Here is a 6,573-nt window from a genome sequence, read left to right as displayed (position 1 = left end):
CCGCCGCAGCGACGAACGCAAGCGTTCGCTCCGCAGACCGGAGCGGCACGGTTCTTGTCCATGCGCAGCCGATTGGCCAGACTCCGGCGACACCGCTTGCGCCCACCGCTACGGTTGTCGCGGCTCACGCCGCTCCTACAAGGGCCGCCGATTCGGACGAGTGAGGTCATAACAGGATCGGAGCGGTGTCCCACGGGGATTTCCTCCGGTCGCGAGCCGCGACCGCGCCACGGCGAAGGCCGGCGCCGGCCTCATCGAGCGACGATCCAACCCCTGTAGGAGCGGCGTAAGCCGCGACCGCGCCACGGCGAAGGCCGGCGCCGGCCTCATTGAGCGACGATCCAACCCCTGTAGGAGCGGCGCAAGCCGCGACCGCGCCACGGCGAAAGCCGGCGCCAGCCTCATCGAGCGACGATCCAACCCCCTGTAGGAGCGGCGTAAGCCGCGACCACCGCAGCGACGAACGCAAGCGTTCGCTCCGCAGACCGGAGCGGCACGGTTCTTGTCCATGCGCAGCCGATTGGCCGGGCTCCGGCGACATCGCTCGCGCCCACCGCTGCGGCGGTCGCGGCTTACGCCGCTCCTACAAGGGCCGCCGATTCGGATGGGTGGCGCCATAACAGGATCGGAGCGGCGTCCCACGGGGATTTCCTCCGGTCGCAAGCCGCGACCGCGTCGTGGCGCTGGACGCCGCCGCTCAGCCGCTCAATCCAGGCGCGCCTCGATCGCCTCGAGCATGGCGCGGCGGCGCAGCAGGAAGTCCCAGTAGCTGCCGCCGAGCTGGCGCCACAGCACCGCCGAACGCACCGCGGCGAGCAGGGTGGCGCGCACTTCGGCGACCACGCCGGTCTGGCCGAGGTAGTGCGGGTTGCCCTGCACCAGCACGCGCGGGCGCAGGTGGCTCAGCGTCTCGGCGTACAGGGCGCCGAGCGCGGCGATCACCTCGGGGTGGCTGCTGCCCAGGCGATAGGCTTCGCCGGCCTGGGCGTGGATCCCGCGCAGCACCTTGTCGGCGACGGCGCGGTCGCGGACGAAGCGGCGCTCCAGTTGCAGCACCGCCAGCGCCAGCCGCGGCAAGTGCTCGTCGGCGGGGCGGTTGACGAAGTAGTCCTGCAGCAGCATCAGCCCGGGGCGCAGATTGGCCGCGCCGCCGAACACCGCCGCCGGCGAGGACGCGTCGATGCGGAACACCGAATCCAGCGCGGTCGACAGCACCGCGGCGTTGGCCTGGCCGGTGTCGGCGATGCGCCGTACCTGGGCCAGGGCCTGGGCGAGGCCGGCGAGGGCGAGGACGCGTTCGGAAAGATCGGCCATTACGGGGTCGGATCCTGGTTCGAATGAGGGGAGGCCGGGCCGCAGGCCGGGGCGTCGGTGGCGGCGATCACCGCGCCGCCGAGGCAGGCCTGGCCGTCGTAGAGCACTAGCGACTGGCCCGGGGTCACCGCGCGCTGCGGTTCGGCGAAGCGCACCCGCAGGCGGCCGTCGTCGAGCACTTCGACCTCGCAGGCCTGGTCGGGCTGGCGGTAGCGGGTCTGCGCGGTGCAGGCGAAGCGCCGCGCCGGCGGCGCGCCGTCGATCCAGTGCGCGGTCTCCGACCACAGGGTCTGCGAGCGCAGCCAGGGGCTGTCGCTGCCCTGATCGACGTACAGCACGTTGCCGGCGACGTCCTTGCCGACTACGTACCACGGCGCCGGCTCGAAGCCGCGCACCCCGCCGATGTTCAGGCCCTCGCGCTGGCCCAGGGTGAAATAGAACACCCCCGGATGGCGACCGACCGTGCGCCCGTCCGGGCTGCGGATCTCACCCTCGCGCGCCGGCAGGTAGCGCGACAGGAACTCGCGGAAGTCGCGCTCGCCGATGAAGCAGATCCCGGTCGAGTCCTTCTTGGCCGCGGTCGGCAGGCCGGCGGCGCGGGCCATCTCGCGCACGTCGCGCTTGAGCAGGTCGCCGAGCGGGAAGCGGGTCGCGGCCAGCTGGGCCTGGCCGAGCTGGTGCAGGAAATAGCTCTGGTCCTTGCTGCGGTCGACCGCCCGCAGCAGGCGGTAGCGGTCGCCGTCGCGCTCGACCCGGGCATAGTGGCCGGTGGCGATGAACTGCGCCCCCAGCTCGCGCGCGGCGTCGAGGAAATGCTTGAACTTGATCTCGCGGTTGCACAGCACGTCCGGATTGGGCGTGCGCCCGGCCGCATATTCGGCCAGGAAGTGCTCGAACACCCCGGCCCAGTACTCGCCGGAGAAATCGCGGAAATGGATCGGCAGGCCAAGCCGGCCGGACACCGCGACCGCGTCGCGGCGGTCGTCTTCGGCGCGGCAGTCCCCGCTGCCGTCGTCGGCCCAGTTCTGCATGAACAACCCGGCCACCGGCTCGCCGGCGTCGCGCAGGCGCAGCGCCGCGACCGAGGAGTCGACCCCGCCCGACATGCCTACGATGGTGCGCACCGACCCGCCCATGACGATCAGACCGCGACGTCGCCCACGCCGGGCACGGCCAGGTGCTGCAGCAGGTCCAGCGAGTGCCGGCGCCCGCCGAGGAAGTCGGCCGCGACCCGCCAGACCAAGGGGCTGCGGTGCTGGTCCGCACGCGCCTGCAGCTCGGCCGGGCTCATCCACAGGGCCTGCACGATGCCCTCGTCGAGGGCGCGGCCGGGATGGTGGCGGACCGGTTCGGCGGCGAAGGCGAAGCGCAGGTAATGGCGGCCGCCGCTGCCGTCGGCCTGCAACGGTGCTTTCCACTGGTAGGCGCCGACGAAGGCGGTCAGACGCACGTCCCAGCCGGTTTCCTCCAGGGTCTCGCGCAGCGCCGCCTCGATCAGGCTTTCGTCGGGCTCCAGGTGGCCCGCCGGCTGGTTCAGCACCCGCCGGCCGCCGACCGACTCCTCGACCATCAGCAGGCGGCCGCCGTCGACCACGACCGTGGCGACGGTGACGTCGGGTTGCCAGAAGCGGCCTTGGCGGTAGCTCACGTCAGAATTCGTCCTGGCCGGGGGAGAGTTCGGCTTCCATCTCGTCGGCGGCGCGGACCACGTAATCGATCGCGTCGTCGAGGTCCTCGCGGCCGGCGGCCGCGTCGAGCTTGACCACGAACACCGCCACCGAGTCCTGCTTGACCCAGCCGCCCATCTTGCTGAGCTGGCTGTCCTCGAGCAGGCGGTTGGCGACGTCGGCCGGGAACTGCTTGGCCGAGGTGTGGTAGGCCGGCGACCAGACCTCGCGCACCTGCAGCTTGCCGTAGCGCTCGGTGCGCGACAGCACGTAGGCCATCTGGCTGCGGTCGCCGTCCAGGCCGAAGGTCAGCGCATAGTCGCCGTCCTCGTCGACCTGGTACTTGTAGCCCAACTGGTCGAGCTGCTCGCGGATCCGCGCATCGGCCTGCGCCGCCGGCTGAGCGGTCGGCTGAGCGGTCGGCTGGGCGGCCGGCGCCGGTTCGGCCGCTGGCGCGGCCAACGCCAGGGCCGGCAGCAGGGACAGGGTCAGGGCGCAGAACAGTCGGCCGGTGCGGGGCATGAGGATCCTTGAGTCGCGGCGCCGGCGCTCAGAGACCGGCCTGCCGCCCGAGATGGCGGCATATCGGCATTTTGCAATGCGGCCGCGGATGCGTCCATGACGCGGCGCGGGCGCATGGTCCGGACGCGACAGGGGTCTATAATCGGGCGATGGCCAAACAGACCGAACACGAACATAGTCATGGCGTGCTGGTGGAGCCGGGAAAACCCGAGCTGGCCCGGCCGCCGCTGTACTCCGTCATGCTGCTCAACGACGACTACACCCCGATGGACTTCGTGGTCGAAGTCCTGATGCGGTTCTTCCCCATGAACGTCGAAAAAGCCACCCAGATCATGCTCCACGTCCATACCCGCGGGCGGGGCGTTTGCGGCGTCTTCACGCGCGAAGTGGCGGAGTCCAAGGTTGCACAGGTGAACGAATTTTCAAGGATGCATCAGCACCCCTTGCTGTGCACGATGGAAAAGGCCTAAAAGGGGGCTGTAAGGGTCCCGTTGGGGCGGGGCATGGAAAAGCCGGCGAGCGCCCCCACGTAGCGTGCATACGTTCTGGAGGCTCCGCCCCATGTTCAGCAAGGATCTCGAATACAGCATCGGCCAGTGCTACAAGCGCGCCCGCGAGGCGCGCCACGAGTACATGACGGTCGAACACCTGCTGCTCGCACTGCTCGACAATCCCTCCGCCGAGGCCGTGCTCAAGGCCACCGGCGCCGACTTCGCCCGCCTGCGCACCGACCTGGAGCAGGCCATCGCGACCTCGGTCCAGGTATTGCCGGACGACGTCGACCGCGACACCCAGCCGACCCTGGGCTTCCAGCGCGTGCTGCAGCGCGCGGTCTACCATGTCCAGTCCTCGGGCAAGAAGGAAGTCACCGGCGCCAACGTGCTGGTCGCAATCTTCGGCGAGAAGGACTCGCACGCGGTCTACTTCCTCAACCAGCAGGACGTGGCCCGGCTCGACGTGGTCAATTACCTGTCCCACGGCATCGTCAAGCACAGCGCCGAGGACGGCCCGGGCCACCACGAGGAAGGCGAGTCCAAGCCGGCCGAAGGCGGCGAGGGCGAGGGCAAGTCCGATGCCCTGGCCGAGTTCGCCAGCAACCTCAACCAGCTCGCCCGCGACGGCAAGATCGACCCGCTGGTCGGCCGCGCCGACGAGGTCGAGCGCACCATCCAGGTGCTGTGCCGCCGGCGCAAGAACAACCCGCTCTACGTCGGCGAGGCCGGCGTGGGCAAGACCGCGATCGCCGAAGGCCTGGCCAAGCGCATCGTCGACGGCGAGGTGCCGGAGGTGCTGCGCAACGCCACCATCTTCGCCCTCGACCTGGGCGCGCTGGTCGCCGGCACCAAGTATCGCGGCGACTTCGAGAAGCGGCTCAAGGCGGTGCTGGCCCAGCTCAAGCGCCAACCCGAGGCGATCCTGTTCGTCGACGAGATCCACACCATCATCGGCGCCGGCTCGGCCAGCGGCGGGACCATGGACGCCAGCAACCTGATCAAGCCGGCGCTGTCCTCCGGCGAACTGCGCTGCATCGGTTCGACCACCTTCCAGGAATACCGCGGCATCTTCGAGAAGGACCGAGCCTTGGCGCGGCGCTTCCAGAAGATCGACATCGTCGAGCCGACCGTCGGCGAGACCTACCAGATCCTGCAGGGGCTCAAGCCCAAGTACGAGTCGCACCACGGCGTGACCTACGCCGACGAGGCGCTGCAGGCCGCGGTCGACCTGTCGGTCAAGCACATCGGCGATCGCCTATTGCCGGACAAGGCCATCGACGTCATCGACGAGGCCGGCGCGCGCCAGCGGCTGCTGCCGGAGGGCGTGCGCAAGCAGCTGATCGACATCGAGGAGATCGAGATGATCGTGGCCAAGATGGCGCGCATCCCGACCAAGCAGGTCTCCGCCAGCGACAAGGACGTGCTCAAGAACCTCGAGCGCAACCTGAAGATGGTGATCTTCGGCCAGGATCCGGCGATCGAGACCCTGGCCTCGGCGATCAAGCTGGCGCGCTCGGGCCTGGGCAATCCGGACAAGCCGATCGGCAACTTCCTGTTCGCCGGCCCGACCGGCGTCGGCAAGACCGAGGTCACCAAGCAGCTGGCGCTGCAACTGGGCATCGAGCTGGTGCGCTTCGACATGTCCGAATACATGGAGCCGCATTCGGTCAGCCGCCTGATCGGTGCGCCCCCGGGCTACGTCGGTTTCGACCAGGGCGGCCTGCTGACCGAGAAGATCGTCAAGACCCCGCACTGCGTGCTGCTGCTGGACGAGGTCGAGAAGGCGCATCCGGACATCTTCAACATCCTGTTGCAGGTCATGGACCGCGGCACGCTGACCGACACTAACGGCCGCGAAGCCAACTTCAAGAACGTGATCCTGGTGATGACCACCAACGCCGGCGCGGCCCAGGCGGCGCGGCGCTCGATCGGCTTCACCAAGCAGGACCATTCGACCGACGCCATGGAGACCATCCGCAAGAGCTTCAGCCCGGAATTCCGCAACCGCCTGGATGCGGTGGTGCAGTTTCAGGCGCTGGCGTTCGAGCACATCCTGCGCGTGGTCGACAAGTTCCTGATCGAACTGGAAGCGCAGCTGCACGAGAAGAACGTCACCCTGACCGCGACCCCCACCGCGCGCGACTGGCTGGCCCAGCACGGCTTCGACCCGCTGATGGGCGCGCGGCCGATGGCGCGGGTGATCCAGGACAAGGTCAAGCGGCCGCTCGCCGACGAACTGCTGTTCGGCAAGCTGGTCGACGGCGGCCGGGTCACCATCGACGTGCAGGACGACGAACTGGTCGTGCGTACCCAGGCCGAGCCGGAGCGGCTGTTGCCGGTCTCGGTCTGAGCCGGGCCCGCTTTGCCGCGTTTGGCGGTTAGCGCCCGTCGCGACGCGGCCGCCGTCCGCAAACCGCCCCTTGCGGCCGCCGTGCGCGGCCGCAAGCGTTTGCGCGCCAAGCGCTCGCCGTCGCTGCCGCCCGCGCGATCGCCGTAGCCGGACGCCGGTCGCGGCTTTGGCGCGGGCACCTGTGCAAATGCGCAGTAGGCCGTAAATCGGCCGCCCCGGCGGTGCT

6 protein-coding genes are annotated in these 6,573 nt (G+C 69.7%); 2 read left to right on the top strand and 4 right to left on the bottom strand.

Annotated elements, in window-relative coordinates:
- Window positions 1-705: 705 nt before the first annotated feature.
- From hflD to AC3A57_RS04890, 4 genes are read right to left on the bottom strand one after another with little or no spacing between them, the layout of a single operon-like run.
- A complete protein-coding gene (gene hflD / locus AC3A57_RS04905; RefSeq protein WP_487577871.1) occupies window positions 706-1,314 on the bottom strand; it encodes a high frequency lysogenization protein HflD in 609 nt (202 codons plus the stop codon).
- On the bottom strand, window positions 1,314-2,420 hold the full coding sequence (mnmA, locus tag AC3A57_RS04900) for a tRNA 2-thiouridine(34) synthase MnmA (protein ID WP_487578398.1): 1,107 nt from the start codon (window positions 2,418-2,420) through the stop codon (window positions 1,314-1,316). Before mnmA ends, hflD begins: the two co-directional genes overlap by 1 nt.
- Window positions 2,421-2,455: 35 nt before the next feature.
- Window positions 2,456-2,962 (bottom strand): NUDIX hydrolase, encoded by a 507-nt coding sequence (locus AC3A57_RS04895; RefSeq protein ID WP_487577870.1) that lies wholly within the window; start codon window positions 2,960-2,962, stop codon window positions 2,456-2,458.
- Window position 2,963: 1 nt separating this feature from the next.
- Window positions 2,964-3,503 (bottom strand): type III secretion system chaperone family protein, encoded by a 540-nt coding sequence (locus tag AC3A57_RS04890; protein WP_487577869.1) that lies wholly within the window; start codon window positions 3,501-3,503, stop codon window positions 2,964-2,966.
- 149 nt (window positions 3,504-3,652) lie between these two features.
- Here AC3A57_RS04890 and clpS point away from each other — a divergent pair, with 149 nt between their 5' ends.
- Window positions 3,653-3,973 (top strand): ATP-dependent Clp protease adapter ClpS, encoded by a 321-nt coding sequence (gene clpS / locus AC3A57_RS04885; protein ID WP_221672610.1) that lies wholly within the window; start codon window positions 3,653-3,655, stop codon window positions 3,971-3,973.
- Window positions 3,974-4,064: 91 nt separating this feature from the next.
- Entirely contained in the window at window positions 4,065-6,347 is a 2,283-nt protein-coding gene (clpA, locus tag AC3A57_RS04880; protein ID WP_487577868.1) for an ATP-dependent Clp protease ATP-binding subunit ClpA, read from the top strand.
- Window positions 6,348-6,573: the final 226 nt, after the last annotated feature.

Source organism: Lysobacter sp. Soil_C_15 (assembly GCF_057657315.1).
Note: the sequence above shows the minus strand (reverse complement) of the source record. Positions and strands in the feature narration are given on the sequence as shown.

Excerpts from the sequence above, each read along its gene's own strand:
- hflD (WP_487577871.1), bottom strand. The coding sequence starts at position 1,314 with ATGGCCGATCTTTCCGAACGCGTCCTCGCCCTCGCCGGCCTCGCCCAG.
- clpS (WP_221672610.1), top strand. The coding sequence starts at position 3,653 with ATGGCCAAACAGACCGAACACGAACATAGTCATGGCGTGCTGGTGGAG.
- clpA (WP_487577868.1), top strand. The coding sequence starts at position 4,065 with ATGTTCAGCAAGGATCTCGAATACAGCATCGGCCAGTGCTACAAGCGC.
- mnmA (WP_487578398.1), bottom strand. The coding sequence starts at position 2,420 with ATGTCGGGCGGGGTCGACTCCTCGGTCGCGGCGCTGCGCCTGCGCGAC.
- AC3A57_RS04890 (WP_487577869.1), bottom strand. The coding sequence starts at position 3,503 with ATGCCCCGCACCGGCCGACTGTTCTGCGCCCTGACCCTGTCCCTGCTG.